Source organism: Klebsiella pneumoniae subsp. pneumoniae HS11286, from assembly GCF_000240185.1.
Lineage (GTDB): Bacteria > Pseudomonadota > Gammaproteobacteria > Enterobacterales > Enterobacteriaceae > Klebsiella > Klebsiella pneumoniae.
Genome location: NC_016845.1, coordinates 1,438,269 through 1,455,333 on the forward strand (window position 1 = coordinate 1,438,269; position 17,065 = coordinate 1,455,333).

Annotated in this window: 14 protein-coding genes; 8 read left to right on the forward strand and 6 right to left on the reverse strand. The window is 61.2% G+C overall.

Annotated elements, in window-relative coordinates; all coding sequences use genetic code 11:
- The first annotated feature begins 90 nt into the window (after positions 1-90).
- Positions 91-1,206, forward strand: coding sequence for a beta-lactamase (locus KPHS_13880; RefSeq protein ID YP_005225688.1), 1,116 nt, complete (start codon positions 91-93; stop codon positions 1,204-1,206).
- A gap of 30 nt (positions 1,207-1,236) precedes the next feature.
- On the forward strand, positions 1,237-1,578 hold the full coding sequence (locus KPHS_13890) for a putative regulatory protein (RefSeq protein YP_005225689.1): 342 nt from the start codon (positions 1,237-1,239) through the stop codon (positions 1,576-1,578).
- A gap of 17 nt (positions 1,579-1,595) precedes the next feature.
- Here KPHS_13890 and KPHS_13900 read toward each other — a convergent pair whose 3' ends face one another.
- Positions 1,596-1,844: a putative inner membrane protein gene (locus KPHS_13900; RefSeq protein YP_005225690.1), complete on the reverse strand. Its 249-nt coding sequence runs from the start codon at positions 1,842-1,844 to the stop codon at positions 1,596-1,598.
- A 375-nt stretch (positions 1,845-2,219) separates the two neighbouring features.
- Positions 2,220-2,354: an aldo/keto reductase gene (locus tag KPHS_13910; protein YP_005225691.1), complete on the reverse strand. Its 135-nt coding sequence runs from the start codon at positions 2,352-2,354 to the stop codon at positions 2,220-2,222.
- Between KPHS_13910 and KPHS_13920 the strand changes: the two genes are divergently transcribed.
- The 5 genes from KPHS_13920 (at position 2,347) to KPHS_13960 (ending at position 10,967) form a co-directional block, all read left to right on the forward strand.
- On the forward strand, positions 2,347-5,070 hold the full coding sequence (locus KPHS_13920; protein ID YP_005225692.1) for an Mg2+ transport ATPase, P-type 1: 2,724 nt from the start codon (positions 2,347-2,349) through the stop codon (positions 5,068-5,070). The genes KPHS_13910 and KPHS_13920 overlap by 8 nt on opposite strands.
- 52 nt (positions 5,071-5,122) lie before the next feature.
- Positions 5,123-6,202 (forward strand): putative secretion protein HlyD, encoded by a 1,080-nt coding sequence (locus KPHS_13930; protein ID YP_005225693.1) that lies wholly within the window; start codon positions 5,123-5,125, stop codon positions 6,200-6,202.
- Positions 6,203-6,215: 13 nt separating this feature from the next.
- On the forward strand, positions 6,216-9,308 hold the full coding sequence (locus tag KPHS_13940) for a putative acridine efflux pump (protein YP_005225694.1): 3,093 nt from the start codon (positions 6,216-6,218) through the stop codon (positions 9,306-9,308).
- 295 nt (positions 9,309-9,603) lie between these two features.
- The gene (locus tag KPHS_13950; protein YP_005225695.1) at positions 9,604-10,125 is read left to right on the forward strand and encodes an IS3 family transposase; all 522 of its coding nucleotides are present in this window, start codon (positions 9,604-9,606) and stop codon (positions 10,123-10,125) included.
- A gap of 56 nt (positions 10,126-10,181) precedes the next feature.
- Positions 10,182-10,967 (forward strand): IS3 family transposase, encoded by a 786-nt coding sequence (locus KPHS_13960; protein ID YP_005225696.1) that lies wholly within the window; start codon positions 10,182-10,184, stop codon positions 10,965-10,967.
- A gap of 138 nt (positions 10,968-11,105) precedes the next feature.
- On the opposite strand, the gene KPHS_13970 is transcribed toward KPHS_13960, so the two are convergent.
- The 3 genes from KPHS_13970 to KPHS_13990 form a co-directional block, all read right to left on the reverse strand.
- On the reverse strand, positions 11,106-11,825 hold the full coding sequence (locus KPHS_13970) for a phosphodiester glycosidase family protein (protein YP_005225697.1): 720 nt from the start codon (positions 11,823-11,825) through the stop codon (positions 11,106-11,108).
- A gap of 47 nt (positions 11,826-11,872) precedes the next feature.
- Entirely contained in the window at positions 11,873-12,988 is a 1,116-nt protein-coding gene (locus KPHS_13980) for a carboxylate-amine ligase (protein YP_005225698.1), read from the reverse strand.
- A 121-nt stretch (positions 12,989-13,109) separates the two neighbouring features.
- Positions 13,110-14,018, reverse strand: coding sequence for a DMT family transporter (locus KPHS_13990; RefSeq protein YP_005225699.1), 909 nt, complete (start codon positions 14,016-14,018; stop codon positions 13,110-13,112).
- A 124-nt stretch (positions 14,019-14,142) separates the two neighbouring features.
- On the opposite strand from KPHS_13990, the gene KPHS_14000 reads away from it, so the two are divergent.
- A complete protein-coding gene (locus KPHS_14000) occupies positions 14,143-15,477 on the forward strand; it encodes a putative aminotransferase (protein ID YP_005225700.1) in 1,335 nt (444 codons plus the stop codon).
- Here the strand turns inward: KPHS_14000 and KPHS_14010 are convergent.
- Positions 15,474-16,937, reverse strand: a complete 1,464-nt coding sequence (locus KPHS_14010; protein ID YP_005225701.1) for a GntR family transcriptional regulator — start codon at positions 16,935-16,937, stop codon at positions 15,474-15,476. The two genes, KPHS_14000 and KPHS_14010, sit on opposite strands and share 4 nt — an antisense overlap.
- Positions 16,938-17,065: the final 128 nt, after the last annotated feature.

Sequence of the window (17,065 nt, forward strand, 5' to 3'; positions counted from 1 at the left end):
TCGTCTTGACGACTTTCATCGCTTTCCTAATAATGAGTGCGTACTCACTCATAATCAAGTTATATCATAAAGCCTCCGGGATGGGGGCTTTTGTCTGGTCAGGATATGAACCGTGTCACTTTCAGCGTGGTCGCCATCATGTTACTCGCAGCAGCAACGACATTGCCGTTTGTTCTTAATGCCGGTTTTGGTAAGGCGCCGCAGGGGGTACAGCTTAGCCAGGTGGAAGCGTCTCCCCACTACCGGGACGGCCAGTTCCATAACCAGTTGCCCACGCCAGGGTTCACCGGGCAGAAAAATATGCTGGCGGCGTGGTGGGATTTCCTGATGACCAAACGGGAAAACGCCCGTCCCGCGCAACCGCTGCCGCTGGTGAAGACCGATCTGGCGACGCTGCCCCTCGGGCAGGACGTGATGGTCTGGCTCGGCCACTCCTCCTGGTACCTGCAGCTGGCGGGAAAACGCATCCTGATCGACCCGGTGTTCAGCGATTACGCGGCGCCGTTCTCTTTTATCAATAAAGCCTTCCCCGGCGACTATCCGTGGCGGGCGGAAGGGATGCCGGAGATCGATCTGCTGATCATCTCCCACGATCACTACGACCATCTGGATTACGCCACCATTCGCGCCTTACTGCCGAAAATTAAGCGGGTCATTACGCCGCTGGGGGTCGGATCGCATCTGCGCTACTGGGGAATGGACGGGGCGCTGATTACCGAAGCGGACTGGCAGCAGGCGGTACCGGCCAGCGACGAGCTCACCGTCCACGTGCTGCCGGCGCGGCACTTTTCCGGCCGTGGGCTGAAGCGTAACCAGACGCTGTGGGCCAGTTTTCTGTTCGTTACCCGGCAGCAAAAGATTTATTACAGCGGCGACAGCGGGTATGGGCCGCACTTTAAAGCGATAGGCGATGAGTTCGGTCCGGTCGATCTGGCGATCATGGAGAACGGGCAGTATGACCAGGACTGGAAATATATCCACATGATGCCGGATGAAACGGCTCAGGCTGCCGACGACCTGCGCGCTCGCGCGGTGCTGCCTGGACATGCTGGACGATTCGTTTTGGCGAAACACAGCTGGGATGAACCGTATCAACGGCTGGCGGCTGCCAGCGAAGGAAGGGCCTGGCGTCTGCTGACGCCTGTGCAGGGCGAGCCGGTGTGGGTCGCCGATAAGACGCAATCATTTAACGCCTGGTGGCGCTAAGCGCCAGTGCAGTATCAGAGGAGAGAGCATATGACGATTTCCGCTCAGGTGATTGATACTATCGTCGAGTGGATTGATGATAACCTGCATCAACCGCTGCGTATTGATGATATCGCTCGCCATGCCGGGTATTCGAAATGGCATCTGCAACGGCTGTTTTTACAGTACAAAGGGGAGAGCCTGGGGCGCTATATTCGCGAAAGGAAGCTGCTGCTGGCCGCCCGCGATCTGCGCGACACCGATCAGCGGGTCTACGATATCTGCCTGAAGTATGGCTTCGATTCGCAACAGACCTTTACCCGCGTCTTCACCCGGACCTTCAATCAGCCGCCGGGCGCCTACCGCAAAGAGAACCACAGTCGCGCCCACTGAGGCGCGCCTCTCCTGGTTTACCGCTCGAGGGAAAACCAGCGACGCCACACCCAGCGCAGCACCAGATACTCAATGGCGCCCAGCGCTAAGAACCACAGACAAAACAGCACCGTATAGAGCTGGTTGAGATCCATCATATGGAATGTCTCAACCAGCTTTTGCGCCAGCGTCAGGCCCAGCGAAGGCGCGGGCAACAGCAAACAGGAGAGCAGGGCCAGCAGTAAGATCCCGGCGGCGGAGAGCAGCGTTTCCAGTGGATGTTTCATGTCATGTTAATCATCAGTTAAAAAACATATTGTCCGGTAAAATAATGCTTAACGCAATATGCTTTGTTTTTTTACTCGCTATAACACGACTATTTTAAATATTACCGCCTACCTTTCGCTCTCATGTTAATTAATCTGAAATAATTTGTAATTAAGTTAATTGCAGCCGGATGTAAATTAACGTCATTATTATGCCAGCGCTTTTACAAAACTGTAAGTGCTATATCCCACCAGCGTGGCAATGATAATGGCTAACGCGATGTACAGCGCCAGACGGCGCCCGCGGTAGATTCCAAACATATTTTACCTCGTTTAGTTTTGGTTTATTAATATTCTGTAATAGTTGGTTTGTGGAATTAACTTATCACAAAATTTTTATTTTGCGAAAAATTTAGACTTGTATTGGTTCACATTTTTATCGGCATTTTTGCCCTCTTTTACTTCATTGGCCAGGAATGATTTCAGGCTTTCCGACTCACGGAATTTATAAGGAAAATGTAAATTGACCAAGATGAATAACCCAAAGTTTACGACGCCCTCGGGCGACACCGCGCCACGGCAGGTCTGGCAGCAGACCGTTGACGCAGTGCTGGCGCAGACCAAAAGCCAGGCCGCTGGGTTAAGTTCCGCAGACGCCGCCGAGCGCCTGAATACCTGTGGGCCGAATGCGCTGCCGGAAAAGAAAGGCAAACCGGGCTGGCTGCGCTTTCTCGCCCACTTTAACGACGTACTGATTTACGTGCTGCTGGCCGCCGCGGCGCTGACCGCCATCATGGGTCACTGGGTCGATACCCTGGTGATCCTCGGCGTGACGGTGATTAACGCCCTGATCGGCCATATTCAGGAGAGCAACGCCGAAAAATCGCTGCAGGGGATCCGCAACATGCTCTCCAGCGATGCCCGCGTCCAGCGTAACGGCAAGCATGAGACTATCCCGACGCGCGACCTGGTTCCGGGGGATATCGTTATCCTGCGCGCCGGCGACCGCGTGCCGGCGGATATGCGCCTGATTGAAACCCACAACCTGCGGGTGGAAGAGGCGATCCTCACCGGCGAGTCGACGGTGGTGGATAAAATCACCGACGCGCTGGAGGGCGATCTGCCGCTGGGCGACCGGGTGAACATGGTCTTCTCCGGGACCACCGTCAGCGCCGGCGGCGGCGTCGGCGTGGTGACCGCCACCGGCGCGCAGACCGAACTCGGCCATATCAACCAGATGATGGCGGGTATTGAGAAGCACCGTACCCCGCTGCTGGTGCAGATGGATAAGCTCGGCAAAGCGATTTTCGCCATTATTCTCGCCATGATGGTGGCGCTGTTTATTTTCAGCCTCGCGCTGCGGGATATCCCGATGGGCGAGCTGCTGCTGTCGCTGATTAGCCTGGCGGTAGCCGCGGTACCGGAAGGACTCCCGGCGATCATCTCGATTATTCTGTCGCTCGGCGTGCAGACGATGGCGCGCAAGCGGGCGATTATTCGTAAGCTGCCGACCGTGGAAACCCTCGGCGCCATGACCGTGGTCTGCTCGGATAAAACCGGCACCCTGACGATGAACGAAATGACCGTCAAAGCGATCATCACCGCCGACTGCTGCTATCGGGTGGAAGGCGACAGCTACGAGCCGCAGGGGCGGATCTTCCTCGAGGGGAGCGATGAGCCCGTGCAGGTTCAGCCCGGCACCGTGCTGGAGACCTGGCTGCGCACCATCGACCTGTGTAACGACAGCCAGCTTACCCAGGATGAGCGCGGTCTGTGGGGGATCACCGGCGGGCCGACCGAAGGGGCGCTTAAAGTGCTGGCGGCGAAAGCGCAGCTCCCGGCGGTGGAGGCCCGTCTGGTGGCCAAGATCCCCTTTGACTCGCAGTACAAATATATGTCGACCCTGCAGCACATCGATGGCAATGCCCGGGTGCTGATCACCGGTGCGCCGGACGTTATCTTCGCCATGTGCCGCGAGCAGATGAGCCGCCACGGCGCGGTGCCGTTCGAGGCGCAGTACTGGGAAGAGGAGATGGCGCGCTTCGCCCGTCAGGGACTGCGGATGGTGGCGGCGGCCTGTAAGCCGGCCAGCCTTGATGCCACCACCCTCAACCATGAGGACCTGCAGGAGGGACTGATTTTCCTCGGCATCGCCGGGATGATGGATCCCCCGCGTCCGGAAGCCATTGACGCCATCCACGCCTGCCAGACCGCCGGCATCCGCGTGAAAATGATCACCGGCGACCACCCGCAGACGGCGATGAGCATCGGCCAGATGCTGGGGATCACCAATAGCAGCCAGGCCATGACCGGCTACCAGCTGGAGCACATGGACGATGCGGCGCTGGCGAAGGCGGCGGTGGAGTACGACATCTTTGCCCGTACCAGCCCGGAGCATAAGCTGCGCCTGGTTAAAGCCCTGCAGGATAACGGCGAAGTGGTCGGCATGACCGGCGACGGCGTTAACGACGCGCCGGCGCTGCGCCAGGCCGACGTGGGTATCGCCATGGGTATCAAAGGCACCGAAGTCACCAAAGAGGCGGCCGACATGGTGTTGACCGATGATAACTTCGCGACCATCGCCAGCTCGGTAAAAGAGGGCCGTCGGGTCTATGACAACCTGAAGAAGACCATCCTCTTCATCATGCCGACCAACCTGGCGCAGGGGTTGCTGATCATCATCGCCCTGCTGGCGGGGAACATTATTCCGCTGACCCCGGTGCTGATCCTGTGGATGAACATGGCGACGTCGGCGACGCTCTCCTTCGGCCTGGCCTTTGAGGCCGCAGAGCGCAACGTGATGAACCGTCCGCCGCGTAAAACCGGCCAGCATGTGATGGATGGTTTCGCCGTGTGGCGAGTGGCTTTCGTCGGGTCGATGATCGCGATTGCCGCCTTTATCCTTGAGGCCTGGCTGGCGCCGCGCGGCCACAGTCCGGAGTTTATCCGCACCGTGCTGCTGCAGATGCTGGTGACGGCGCAGTGGGTCTACATGATCAACTGCCGCAGCAGCGACAGCTTCTCCCTGAGCATGGGCCTGCTGCGCAACAAAGGCATCTGGCTGGTGACCGGCGTCCTGCTGCTGATGCAGCTGGTCATTATCTATGTCCCGCTGATGCAGAGCATGTTTGGTACGGAAGCGCTGCCGCTGCGCTACTGGTTTGTCACTCTGGTCATCGGCGTCGCCATGTTCCTGGTGGTGGAAGTCGAGAAGCGTCTGACGCGCCGGTTCCGCAAAACGGCCTGAACAATCTCGCGCGCCTCGCTGCAGGCGCGCGTTACTGTCGCAAGGATCCTCTATGATTAAAACCTTCCGCTTTGCTCTGCTGGCCTGCGGTCTGGTCGGCGGCGCCCTGACGGCGACCGCCGCGCCGGCGGTGCCGGTCCGCGTCGCCACGGTTGAACTGGCTCCTCATGCTGAAGAACGCGCTATCCCCGGGCGGGTCGAGGCGATCCGCGCCGTCGACATTCGCGCGCGCACCGAAGGGGTGATTGTTCAGCGCCACTTCCAGGACGGGCAGTATGTTACCGAAGGCGACCTGCTGTTTACCCTCGACGACGCGCAGCCCCGCGCGGCGCTGGCTCTGGCGCAGGCCGAGCTGAAAAGCGCCGAAGCCTCATTACGTCAGTCGCAGCAGTTGCTCACTCGCTACGAGCGGCTTATCAACAATCACTCCATCAGCCGCAACGACGTCGATACGGCCCGGATGCAGCGCGACGTCGCCGCCGCTGCCGTACAGCAGGCCAAAGCCCGCGTCGAGGCCCAGCAGATTGTGCTCAGCTACACTCAGATTGCGGCGCTGGTGACCGGTCGCGTGGGCCATAGCGCCTTTCACGTCGGGACGCTGGTCAATTCGTCCAGCGGCGTGCTGGTGGACATTGTGCAGTTGGATCCGGTGCGGGTCTCGTTCGCCCTCGACGAAGCCGCGTTTTTCAGCAAAACCGGCCAGCACGCCGATATCCACGCTCTGAAGCAGGCGTGGCTGGCGCAGATTGAGGTTGATGGTAAACGGCGCGACGGGGTGTTGACCTCTATCGATAACCGGATCGACGCCCGCACCGGCAGCGTAGCGGTGCGGGCCGAGTTCGCCAATCCGCAGCACCGTCTGCTGCCGGGCGGCAGCGTGACGATCCTGTTCCGTCCGCAGGAACTGCCGTCGCGAGTGATGGTCCCGGCCGCCGCCGTGCAGCAGGATCCGCAGGGCTTTTTCAGCTGGGTGCTGAAGCCGGACCACACCGCCGGGCAGCGTCGTCTGACCCTCGCGGGGCAGCAGGGGCAGCAGTTTGCGGTCGAGAAAGGGCTGCAGGCGGGCGAGCAGGTGATCACCGACGGCGCGCAGCGGTTGCGCGAAGGCGCCGCGGTGCAGGTGCTGAACTAGCTAAGGAGAAGGGATGCTGACCTTTTTTATCCGTCGTCCGCGATTTGCCATGGTGATCGCGCTGCTGCTGACCTTTGTCGGCGCGGTGTCGCTGAAGCTGATCCCGGTGGAGCAGTACCCGGCGATCACCCCCCCGGTGGTGAACGTCAGCGCCAGCTGGCCGGGCGCCAGCGCGTCAGACGTGGCGGAAGCCATCGCCGCCCCGCTGGAGACCCAGCTCAACGGCGTCGATCATATGCTGTATATGGAGTCCACCAGCTCGGATGAGGGGACGTACCGCCTGAGCATAACCTTCGCGGCGGGCACCGATGCCGACCTGGCGGCGATCGACGTGCAAAACCGGGTGGCGCAGGCGCTGGCGCAGCTCCCGGCGGAGGTGCAGCAGAATGGCGTCCAGGTGCGCAAGCGCGCCAGCAATCTGCTTATGGGGGTAAGCCTCTACTCGCCGCTGGGCACACTGACGCCGCTGTTTGTCAGCAACTACGCCAGCACCCAGGTGCGCGAGGCGCTGGCCCGCCTGCCCGGCGTCGGCGAGGTGCAGATGTTTGGCGCCCGGGATTACAGCATGCGTATCTGGCTGCGCCCGGACCGCATGAACGCGCTCAACATCACCACGGATGATGTCGCCCAGGCGCTGCGCGAGCAAAATGTGCAGGGCGCGGCGGGGCAGGTGGGCACCCCGCCGGTATTTAACGGCCAGCAGCAGACGCTGACCATCAACGGGCTGGGGCGTCTGAACGAGGCGGCCAGCTTTGGCGAGATTATTATCCGCCGCGGCGCGCAGGGGCAGCTGGTGCGCCTCGCCGACGTGGCGACCATTGAGCTGGGCGCCCGCAGCTACAGCTCCGGCGCCCAGCTGAACGGTAAAGCGTCGGCCTATCTGGGGATCTATCCGACGCCCACCGCCAACGCCCTGCAGGTCGCCAGCGCAGTGCGTGCGGAGCTTAACCGCCTGCACACTCGCTTTCCGGCGGATCTCACCTGGGAGGTGAAGTTCGATACCACCCGCTTTGTGGCGGCGACGATCAAAGAGATCGGCGTCTCGCTGGCGCTGACCCTGCTGGCGGTGGTCGTGGTGGTGTCGCTGTTTCTGCAGAGCTGGCGGGCGACGCTGATCGTAGTGCTGGCGATCCCGGTGTCACTGATCGGCACCTTTGCGGTGCTCTATCTGCTGGGCTACAGCGCCAACACCCTCAGCCTGTTCGCGATCATTCTCGCCCTGACGATGGTGGTGGATGACGCCATTGTGGTGGTGGAGAATGTGGAAACCAAAATGGCGGAAGGGCTGGATCGCCTGCAGGCCACCGCCCAGGCGCTGCGGCAGATCGCCGGGCCGGTAATCGCCACGACCCTGGTGCTGCTGGCGGTGTTTGTGCCGGTGGCGCTGCTCCCGGGGATCGTCGGCGAGCTGTACCGGCAGTTTGCCGTGACGCTCTCCACCGCGGTGGCCCTGTCGAGCCTGGTGGCGCTAACCCTGACGCCGGCCCTCTGCGCGCTGCTGCTGCGCCCGCGTCCTGCCCGGCCGGCGGCGGTGTGGCGGGCGTTTAACCGTCTTCTCGACGGCACCCGCGACGGCTATGGCCGGCTGGTAGGCAGGATGAACCGCCGTCCCTGGCTGGCGCTGGCGGCGACGGTGGCGGCAGGCGCGCTGGTGGCGTTCAGCTTCACCTCGATGCCGAAAGGCTTCCTGCCGCAGGAAGATCAGGGTTACCTGTTTGCCAGCGTGCAGCTGCCGGAGGCGGCGTCGCTGGAGCGTACCGAAGCGGTGATGGCCCAGGCGCGCAAGCTGCTGATGGCTAACCCGGCGGTGGAGGATGTGATTCAGGTGTCCGGGTTCAACATTCTCAACGGCACCAGCGCCTCTAACGGCGGGTTTATCTCGGTAATGCTCAAGGACTGGCATCAGCGGCCGCCGCTGGATGCGGTGATGGCGGATATTCAGCGCCAGCTGCTGTCGCTACCGGAGGCGACGATCATGACCTTCGCACCGCCGACCCTGCCGGGCCTGGGCAATGCCTCGGGGTTTGATCTGCGCATCCTGGCGCAGGCCGGTCAGTCGTCGGCGGAGCTGGAGCAGGTGACGCGGGAGATCCTCCAACTGGCGAACCAGCATTCGCAGCTGAGCCGGGTGTTTACCACCTGGAGCAGCAACGTGCCGCAGCTGACCCTGACGGTTGACCGCGACCGGGCGGCGCTGCTGGATGTGCCGGTGGCGCAGATCTTCAGCAGCCTGCAGACGGCGTTCGGCGGCACGCGCGCCGGCGATTTCAGCCGTAACAATCGTGTCTATCATGTGGTGATGCAAAATGAGATGCAGTGGCGCGAGCGGGCTGAGCAGATTAGCGAGCTGTACGTCCGCAGCCGCGACGGCGAGCGGGTGCGGCTGAGCAATCTGGTCACCATTACGCCGACGGTGGGGGCGCCGTTTATTCAGCAGTACAATCAGTTCCCGTCCGTGTCGGTGAGCGGTTCAGCGGCCGAGGGGGTCAGCAGCCGCACGGCGATGGCGGCCATGGAGCAGATTTTGCAGGCCCATCTACCGCCGGGATATGACTATGCCTGGAGCGGGATCTCCTGGCAGGAGCAGCAGACCGGTAATCAGGCGGTGTGGATCGTGCTGGCGGCGGTGGCGATGGCGTGGCTGTTCCTGGTGGCGCAGTATGAGAGCTGGACGCTGCCGGCGAGCGTCATGCTCTCGGTGCTGTTCGCCATCGGCGGAGCGCTGCTCTGGCTGTGGACCGCGGGCTATGCCAACGATGTGTATGTTCAGATAGGGCTGGTGCTGCTGATCGCCCTGGCGGCGAAGAATGCGATTCTGATCGTTGAGTTCGCCCGCAGCCGGCGCGAGGAGGGGCTGTCGATAGTCGACGCTGCGCGCGAGGGGGCTACCCGCCGCTTCCGCGCGGTAATGATGACCGCGGTGTCGTTTATTATCGGCATCATGCCGATGATGCTCGCCACCGGCGCCGGGGCGCAGAGCCGGCGGATCATCGGCACCACGGTATTCAGCGGGATGCTGGTGGCGACGATGGTTGGCATCCTGTTTATCCCGTCGCTGTATGTACTGTTTCAACGTATGCGCGAGTGGGCGCATCGGCGGGGGTAAGCGCGGCGCTACCGGTCGGTAACGGGGATACTCCAGGCTGCAACGACTACCGGGCGGTCCCCTCTCCCTTTCGGAGAGGGGTAGGGTGAGGGTGGGTTTTGCGTTCACGTTGCGTTTGGGCGTGAGCCCCGCCTTATCTGCCGACCTTCGGTTCGCCGATTTCAGCGGGAATCAGCCCTGCTGCACGCCCGTAGATTTCAGGAGCCACACCATAGCGAACAGACTCTGTAGGCCCGGTAAGCGCAGTGGACTGCACCCCAAAAGTTGGACACCCAACTGAGTAAGGTGCAATTTTATGGCTAAACCAAAGTATTCCCCTGAAACAAAACTGGCTGTGGTTAATCATTATTTGTCCGGTAAAGACGGAGAACAGAGTACAGCCGACCTTTTTGGTATTGAAAGAACATCTGTCCGTCGCTGGGTCAGGGCATGGCAGTTCCACGGTGCAGAAGGCCTGACTGCAAAAAATAATCATTATTCCGATGAATTTAAACTCGTGGTCGTCCGGGCGGTTATCAGTGACCGCCTGACGATGCGTGAAGCGGCTGCCCGGTTTAATCTCTCCGCAGAAATACTTGTCCGGCGCTGGCTCGACGTGTACAACGATGCCGGAGCGGAAGGTCTTTTAAACATACAATGCGGACGGCCCGGAAAAATGACAAAGCCAAAAAATATCCCACCACTAACAGATAAAGAGCTGGAAAAACTCTCCCCCGAAGAACTCAGGGCCGAACTGCGTTATCTGCGGGCAGAGAATGCCTATCTAAAAAAGTTGAAAGCCTTGGTTCAGAGCGAAAAAAATGGCAAAAAGCCCTGATAATCAGTGAACTAAGGCATGAACACGCTCTGCGGGACCTTCTGCGGGCGGCCGGTATGTCCCGTAGCACGTGGTATTACAATATGAATGCACTGAAGCAAGGGGACAGGTATGCGGGTCTTAAAGAGAACATCAGGAAGATATACCACTATCACAAAGGTCGTTATGGCTACCGCAGGATCACGCTCGCACTGAGAAAACAGGGGCTGCGGATAAACCATAAAACAGTGCAGCGGCTGATGGCAGAACTGTCACTCCGGTCTGTGATAAGGGCGAAAAAATATCGTGCCTGGAAAGGGAGAACGGGCGAGGCCGCGCCCAATATCCTGAGCCGGAACTTCGGTGCGTCAAAAGCCAACGAAAAATGGGTAACAGATGTGACAGAGTTCCCGGTACAGGGAAAAAAGCTTTACCTGTCGTCAGTTCTCGATCTGTTTAACCGGGAGGTTATCGCCTACAGCCTGTCGGAAAGGCCGGTGATGGAGATGGTGAATACGATGCTGGACGGTGCGTTCCCGAAGCTCAGACCGGGAGATGCTCCGCTGCTGCACTCGGATCAGGGCTGGCATTACAGGATGAGGAGCTATCAGGAACGTTTAAAGGCGCATGGGATGACGCAGAGTATGTCGCGTAAAGGAAACTGCCTGGATAATGCAGTGATGGAAAACTTCTTCGGGACCCTGAAATCGGAGTGTTTTTATCTGAGGGAGTTCAGGAGTGTCAGTGCGCTAAGAAAAGCCGTAGAGGACTATATCCATTACTACAACAACGAGCGGATAAGCCTGAAATTAAAAGGCCTGAGTCCGGTAGAGTACCGAACCCAGGCTCTGAGAGCCGCTTAATATGAACCATCCAACTTTATGGGGTCAGTCCAGCAGCGCCACCGGGCAAGGACATCGGGCACGGCGGCAATACCTTGCCCGGCCTGTCGTTAATTTATTCACTCTCCTGGCTGGAATGGCCGCCCCCAAACGCGCCCGCTATTTTCTCTCCACCGTTATCATGGTCACGAACGGATGATACTGCCACGGCACGCTGCCGCCTTTGCGGTACATCTTCGACAGGGTGCCGTCGAGATAAAGCATCTGCCGCACGCCAAGCTTTGACTGCGCATAGCAGGCAAAATCGTAAAAGTTGGTCTCGCGATCGCTGAGCATAAACACCACCCGGCCCTGCTTATCGATACCAACCCCGTTGCGCAGCTTGCGCGAACTGGCGGAGGGCTTCAGTCGCCAGTTGATGGCGCCATTTTCAATCAGCATCGGGCCGGACTGCACCGCATAGCGGATGGCGGGAGAGGGTTTGTACGCCGGCAGCGGCACGATTTTCGCCCGGCCGTTTTCCACCAGGAATACGCCGCCGGGGCGGATAAAGAAGTTCCCGCCGCCGGCGGAGCGGTTTACCGGCGTCAGCCGTTTGCCGTCTTCGATATACAGCCCCAGCGGCGCGTAGGCCTTATCGTAAATGCCGCCGTTCATCGCCATCTGCACCCGGCCGTCGCCATCGATACCCGCCAGCAGCGAACGCAGGGAACCCCAGGCTTTGCCGTGCCGATCCTGCCAGTACATCGCAATGCGCTCTTTCTGCGCATCCACCCGATAGCTCTGCAGGGTCAGCGTCGGGTCGGTGAGGGTACAGGCGGCGCTGGCGACGGCGGCCAGGGGCAGCAGCGCCAGAGGGAGCAGGCAACGTAATAACATGGGCAGTCCTTTCTATAGTCTGCGCCGAGTATACCCGCCTCGCTGCCTTATGCCGCCCAAATCTCACAGTGTTTTTGCACCAGCCCGGAAAGCGAACCGCCGTTGGCGATAAAGTCGCGCATCTGCTGCGCCTCGCTTTGCGGCGATTTCGCCTGGCGAACCACCGCCTCCAGCGCTGCCGTCGCCTTCAGCTGATGGGCGAAAGGGGCCAGCCGGTCGGCGAGCTGCAGGATCTCCTGGCGGATGCTGCGCTGCTCCCCGCTGCGCACGTCGGTGAGGGTCCCGTCCAGCCCGTAGCGGCAGGCCTGATAGCGGTTAAAGGGGTACAGCAGATAATCATCAGGCTGGTGCTTAAAAGGACGCTCCGTCAACAGCCAGCAGGCCAGGGTCTGAATAAAGCCGGCGATGTGGATCGCCTGGGCAAGGGTCAAGGGGGTGTCCATCACCCGCACCTCGACGGTACCAAACTGCGGGCTGGGGCGAATATCCCAGTGCAGATCCTTCATGCTATCGATCATGCTGGTGTAGCTCAGCTGGCGGAACAGGCGACGAAACCCCTGCCAGTCGGCCACCCACGGCATCGGACCGTTGTCGGGATAGGAGGAGAAGCGGTTCAGGCGTGAACAGGCGAAGCGGCTGTCGGTGCTGTCAAACCACGGTGAGGCGGCGTTAAGGGCGATGAAGTGCGGTACAAAGCGCGACAGGCCATGCAGCAGATAGATGGCGTCGTCACCGCTCTGGCAGCCGACGTGCACATGCTGGCCAAAGACCGTCGCCTGCTGTGCCAGATAGCCAAAATGCTCGACGGTTTTGACATAGCGCGGGTTATCGCTGATTTGCTGGCGCTGCCAGGCATGAAAGGGGTGGGAACCGCCGCCGCAGATCTGCAGATGATGGCGCAGCGCCGCGCGCTGGACCGCCTGCTGGATGGCGCTGAGCTGGATTTGCGCATGGCTGATGTCGCGGCACACCCCGGTGGCGATCTCCAGCATGCTCTCGGTGATGTCGTGTTTGGCTTCTCCCACGGTCAGCTCATGCTGGACGTCGGCAATCAGCGTCGAGGCATCCTGGCTGAGATCGTAACCCGGCGGGTTCACCACCTGCAGCTCCAGTTCGATACCGAGGGTAAAAGGATCGGAGCGGTGAAAATCGGCTAAAGGCATAGTCTCTCCCGGTCGATGTGTTCCCTGAAGTATATACCCGTCACACATTTACGTTGGCTTTGCTACGCAGCTTATCCATTCGCCTCGCGCCGCATCCCGCGATATTAGGCGACGCGTCAGGTCAATTGTTGCCCCCGTTCTCTTCGCCAACCCGCTGGCGGGCAAATTTGCGCGAGCCCACCACGCACAGCACCACGCCCAGCGTGACCGCCAGCATCAAGGGGCTGACGGTTTCGTGCAACAGCGCCGCCGACAGGCCTAGTCCGAAGAACGGCTGCAATAGCTGGAGCTGGCCGACGGCGGCGATCCCGCCCGCGGCCAGCCCTTTGTACCAAAAGATGAAACCGATCAGCATGCTGAACAGCGACACATAGCCGAGCGCCGCCCAGGAGGAGGCCGAGATGGCATGCCAGGAGGCGGGCTGAACCAGCAGCGAGGCGGGGAGCATCAACGGCAGGGCAATCACCAGCGCCCAGCAGATCACCTGCCAGCCGCCGAGCTCCCGCGTCAGCTTCGCCCCTTCCGCATAGCCGAGGCCGCAGACGATAACCGCCGCCAGCATCAGCAGATCGCCGCTGAGTGAGGCCGCCGCATTTTGCGTCAGGGCGAATCCCACCACCAGCAGGCTGCCCAGCAGCGAAAAGATCCAGAAAGCCCGCCGCGGGCGTTCGCCGCCGCGCAGTACGCCAAAGAGGGCGGTCATCAGCGGCAGCAGGCCAATAAACACAATCGAATGCGCCGAGGTGATGCGCTGCAGGGCCAGCGCCGTGAGTAGCGGAAAGCCGAGCACCACCCCGGATGAGACGATGATCAGGGACACAAGCTGCGCCAGGCGCGGGCGTTTCTGGCGAAAGCCCACCAGCAGCGCGATGGCAAGCAGCCCGGCGATAGAGGCGCGCAGAAAGGTCAATAACAACGGATCCATATCCTGCACCGCCAGCCGCGTCGCGGGCAGCGAACCGCTGAAAATGATCACCCCCAGTAAACCATGAAGCCATCCGGACCAGGGACCGGGCGCCGATTTATCCATTGCTGAATCTACCACGTTAACCTCGCGTTATCTGATTGGGCTGCGCCCGCTTGAGCATCGTCAGCGGCGATGGTAATGTGGCCAATCTAATACAATCAAATTATTGTCATAGATACATTTCACGATGAAAGCCCGATATAAAGCCGTTGTCGACCGATATGCGCAGGCGATCCGCAGCGGGCAGCTGCCCGCCGGCAGCCGTCTGCCGACGCACCGTACCCTTGCCGCCGGGGAGCGCATCTCGCTGGCCACCGCCACGCGCGTCTACCGTGAACTGGAAGAGATGGGGCTGGTCAGCGGCGAAACCGGCCGCGGCACCTTCGTGCGCGACCTCTCGCTGCCTCCGGGGCACGGGGTCGATCAGCAGGTGGTCGCCGCCGATGTCGTGGATCTCAATTTCAACTACCCTTCGCTGCCGGAGCAGGGCGATGCGCTGCGCGAGGCGCTCAGGCAGCTGGCGATGGCGGGCGATATTGACTCGCATCTGCGCTATCAGCCTCATGCAGGGCGGCTCGCCGAGCGGGACATTATCGTCCGCCATTTGACCTGCCAGCACTTTGCGCCGGACGCGGAAAATGTCCTGATCGTCAACGGCGCACAGCACGGGCTGGCGGTGACCGTCATGGGGCTGTTACGTCCGGGGGATGTGGTGGCGGTGGATGCGCTGACCTATTCGGGCTTCAAAATTCTGGCGGCGCTGTATCATCTGGAGCTGGCGGCGATCCCCTGTCGGCCGGAGGGACCGGACCTGCGGGCGCTTCAGACGCTGTGCCAGCAGCGGCGGGTGCGGGCGGTGTATACCATGCCGACGCTGCACAATCCGCTGGGCTGGGTGCTCAACACCGGTCAGCGGCAGGCGCTGGCCGATCTTGCGCGCCAGCACGATCTGCTGATTATTGAAGATGCCGCCTATGCCCGGCTGGTGAGCCGTCCGCCGCCGCCGGTGGTCAGCTATGCGCCGGAAAGAACGGTGTATGTCACCGGATTTTCAAAAAATATCGCCACCGGACTGCGCGTGGGGGTGGTGATTTCTCCGCCGCGCTATCGCCCGGAGATTGAGCGCGCCATCCGGGCCACGACGTGGAATACGCCGACGCTGACAAGTTCGCTGATCTGCGCCTGGATTGAAGATGGCACGGTGGCGCGCTTTGAAACGCAGAAACGCCAGGATGCGCGACAGCGGCAGCAGGTGGCCCGCGAGGTGCTTTGTGGGCTTCCCGTCGTCAGTCATCCCGATTCGTACTTCGTCTGGCTGCCGCTGGGTGAAGAGAGCCGGGCCGATCGGCTGGCGAATGCGCTGATGGAACGCCGCATTTCGGTATCGACCGCCGAGCCGTTCTGCGTCTCCGCCACGATCCCGCAGGCGCTGCGCATTGCGCTCGGATCGGTGCCTTTCGACAGCCTGCGCCCGGCGCTGCTCAGCGTGCGCGACGCCGTTGAGTATGAACAATACCGCTAACCCATCTGCTCCAGCTGGCCGCGCAGGACCTCCACCCCCTGGGCGATGGCGTCAGGGTTAATGGCGTGGAATCCCATGCGAAAATAGTTATCCGGCGGCGCGGCGTTAAGAAAATGGCGCGCCCCGGGCTCAATCAGCACGCCGGCGTGGGCGGCGCGCCAGGTGAGCTGCTGGGTGTTGATCTGCGCCGGGGTCTGCAGCCAGAAGGCGTTAGCATGTTCGCTCCCCGCCAGCGCGCGACACGACGGCAGATAGCGCTGCAGGGCGGCGTGCAGACGCTCCCAGCGCTGGGCGGAGTCATAGTGGTAGCGCCGCAGATGGGTCTCATAATGGCCCTGTGCAAGGAAGTGGGCCATCTGGTACTGAATGTTGGTCGGCGGATGGCGATAGACCAGCCGGCGCAGGGCGCGCGCCTCGTCGATCAGGTCCGGGTCGGCGACCATAAACCCCAACCGCAGCCCCGGTGACAGCGCTTTTGACAGGCTGCTGACATACACCACCCGGCCGCTGCGATCGCTGGCCTTCAGCGCCGGCAGCGGGTTGAGGGTAAAGTTACTCTCCGAGTCATAATCATCTTCAATAATGACCGCGTCATGGCGGGCGGCATGCTCCAGCAACTGGCGACGCCGCGCACTGCTCATGGTCACCCCGGTGGGCACCTGATGACCTGGAGTGACATAGTAGTAATCGCAGGGACGCTCATTAAGCACGATCCCCTCTTCATCCACCGGGTGCGGCACCACCTCGGCGTCGGCGAGCAGAAAGGTGTTGATGGCTTCGCGGAAGCAGGGGTTTTCGACGCCAATGCGGGTGGTGGAAGAGAGCAGCAGTCGGGTCAGCAGGTAGAGGGCATTTTGCGAGCCAAGGGTGATGAGAATTTCATCCGGCGCGGCGACAATGCCCCGCTTGGGCAGCACCCGGGTGCGGATCTGCTCGATCAGCATCGGCACATCCTGGTCAATATGGTCGATGACCCACGCCGGGTCGCGCACCCCGCCGTGCAGCCAGTTCGCCGCCGAGCGCCAGGTGGCCAGCGGGAATTGCCGGGTATCGGGCTGGCCGTAGATAAACGGGTAGCGGTAGTGCATCCAGCCCGCCGGTTTGAGGATCGACTCCTGCTGGCTGGGGGTCATCTGCAGCCGGTCGCCCCAGCGTGGTGCAGCCGCTTCGCGCTGCGGTGCACTCTCGACGGCGGCAGGCGAAGCTTCATGATAGTCGGGATGCAGGTAGTAACCGCTGCGTGGGCGGCTAATCAGGTAGCCCTCGTTGACCAGACTTTCGAACACCAGCGCGCTGGTGTTACGCGAGACGCGAAGCTGGCTGGCCAGCTGGCGACAGGAGGGCAGCGGGGTGTCGGCGGCGAAGATCCCGCTGAGAATGGCATTCACCAGCGTCTCTCGCACCTGTTCCTGCAAACCGCGGCCAGGCTGAAAATCAACGTGTAACAGGTGACGGATCATACGGGGCTCCTCTGGCAATAACGCATTGCGACCACCCGTTACACTCAGCAAATTCCATACCACCCTGCCGCCATCTGACACAGCGATGCGGCCCATCTGGCTCTATACGGAATTGAAAAACGCTCCCA